The sequence below is a fragment of the Streptomyces sp. NPDC101151 genome, assembly GCF_044768335.1.
Taxonomy (GTDB): domain Bacteria; phylum Actinomycetota; class Actinomycetes; order Streptomycetales; family Streptomycetaceae; genus Streptomyces.
Genome location: NZ_JBIWPP010000127.1, coordinates 1 through 2,137 on the forward strand (window position 1 = coordinate 1; position 2,137 = coordinate 2,137).

The 2,137-nt window shown below is 63.3% G+C and carries 2 protein-coding genes and 2 pseudogenes; 3 read left to right on the top strand and 1 reads right to left on the bottom strand.

The genetic code is table 11. The features are described from left to right. Window positions 1–188, top strand: a pseudogene (locus ACIRU3_RS47665) (IS1380 family transposase); the annotation flags it as partial. An 85-nt stretch (window positions 189–273) separates the two neighbouring features. Here ACIRU3_RS47665 and ACIRU3_RS47670 read toward each other — a convergent pair. Beyond that, window positions 274–468: a hypothetical protein gene (locus ACIRU3_RS47670; RefSeq protein ID WP_404070739.1), complete on the bottom strand. Its 195-nt coding sequence runs from the start codon at window positions 466–468 to the stop codon at window positions 274–276. 750 nt (window positions 469–1,218) lie between these two features. Here ACIRU3_RS47670 and ACIRU3_RS47675 point away from each other — a divergent pair. Continuing rightward, entirely contained in the window at window positions 1,219–1,683 is a 465-nt protein-coding gene (locus tag ACIRU3_RS47675; protein WP_404070741.1) for a hypothetical protein, read from the top strand. A 193-nt stretch (window positions 1,684–1,876) separates the two neighbouring features. Next, window positions 1,877–2,137 (top strand): annotated as a pseudogene (locus ACIRU3_RS47680) (IS6 family transposase); the annotation flags it as partial.

The following is a 2,137-nucleotide window of genomic DNA, read 5'->3' on the forward strand; positions in this document are numbered from 1 at the left end:
ACGGAGCCTGGGTCGCTGAACTCACCGGCAAGCTCCTGGACGGCTGGCCCAAGGGCATGCGACTGATCGTCCGAAAGGAACGGCCCCATCCTGGCACCCAGTTGAGGATCACCGACGCGGACGGCATGCGGATCACGTGCTTCGCGACCAACACCCCCGACCGGCCAATCGCCGAGCTGGATTGCCGCTGTAGTACGAGCCTACTCGACGGCTTCATCGCCGAAACCGGACTCATCCTCGCCCCGCCCTGACCATCACCCTGAAGAGCAAGCCTCAGTTGTTCAGCCCGTAGTCGAGCAGCCAGTCGGGCGGCGCGGGCCGTGCGGCCTCGCCCCTGGCCCGCTCCTGTTGCCGGCGCTCCTCGTTGGCGATCCAGCGCCGGGTCCGTGCCAGGTCGCGTTCCTGGACGCGCTCCAGGAAGCGCAGCAGGTCGAGCCCGTTCGGGCAGCCGTCCTGGACAGAGCCCACAGGGCGTGTACCCGCCCGCCTGCGCGTACCTCATCCCCACTGCATACCGCAAGGATCATGGATCGTCAGCAACCGTGCGGGCACTGTCAGTTCAACCTGAGTACGCCGGTGCCCGGTTCCTCGCGGCCGCGGGATGCCCCCTGCCCGTTCGGGTACCACTTTCGTGAGGGGGAATCCGGGTATGGACACGCCGTGCGCTGCGAGATCATACTCAAATCGTTTCATCGCCTTTGATTCATTGCCTGGTTCGCTGCATCACTGCAGCATGGTCTTGTCCCCGGCGCGGACGATACCGATCACGGATCGGCTACTTGGGGACAATCCACGTCGCGGTCTTCTTGCAGATGACGCCCTGGGCGTTTGCAGTTAGGTGGGCCGCGGAAGTCAATTCCCCCCTCCGGGCCATGTCCGCCCGGAGTTTTCAATCGCTCGAGCCGCCCCCTCGTCTCGGGCGCGATGGGAATCAGCATGAAACATCTCAGACGCACGCCCTTGCAGCGACGGCACCATGCCGCGCTGGTCCTGCTCCTCGCCCCCGCGCTCACGGTCCTTGCCAGCGCCCCGTCCCACGCGGCATGGAGGGATGACGAAAAGAGGTGGTACATATCTCAGCCAGATGGTCCGTACCCATACGCGCCAGATGTAGTAGCTGATTGCGCGAAGCCCTGGGGCCAGAACAACGAACAGGCGGTTAGCCCGGAGGGGTGGCACGGATATGAAACACCCACCAGCTGCAATTACAATGCCGACGTGGTGAAGCCGTACGCGGCGAAGGGGGCGGCGCAGAAGGTCTCCGGGGACGTGAATACGTGCGGTAAGGCGGCCGGCACCATCGCCAAGACGATCACCACCTCGGTCAGCAACACGGTGACGACGACGGACGGAACGTCGACGTCGATCGGGGCGAATATCCAGCTAAGCTCAGCGGTCATGCTGACGGTCAATACGGAGACCAACCACCAGTACTCGACGTCCAGCACTACCGCCACCACCGAGAGCACGACCTACACTCTGGCCGCGCCTGCCAACATGATCTCGTACATGCAATTCAGGCCGTACATCATTTACTCGAAGGGCCACATTGTGGCTCACTATCAATATCCTACCCATGGAAGTACCACGTGGACCTCGGGTGTAGTCACGAGCGTTATCCCGATGACGCTCGGTGATGGTTCACTGGACGGCGAGTTCACGGTCATCTCCAGGTCCTGCTAGAAGGCTCAGAAGATCTTGGAGTTCTGGCCTCGCCGCGTCAGCGGCGGGGCCAGACTGTTTTATGTGGTGATGGGGGAATGGGTCGGGGAGACGGTCGGGCCGGATGTGCGGGAAACCTGCCGGGGGCATTGTCACGTTGTCCGGGCAGTGGTGGGATGATCTTCGGGTTGTCTGTCTGGGGAGGGGTGGGTTCGTGTCTTCTGGGGTGCCGTCGTACGCGAACCACAGCTATCACGCGGAGATCATTTCGCACTGCGTGTGGCTGTACTTCCGCTTCCCGCTCAGCTTCCGCGAGGTCGAGGAGCTCATGCTGGAGCGCGGCGTCACCGTCTCCCACGAGACGGTCCGCCGCTGGTGTGTGAAGTTCGGGCAGACCTACGCCAATTCGCTGCGCAGGCGGCGCCCGCAGCCGGGTGACAAATGGCACCTGGACGAGGTCTTCGTCAAGATCGGC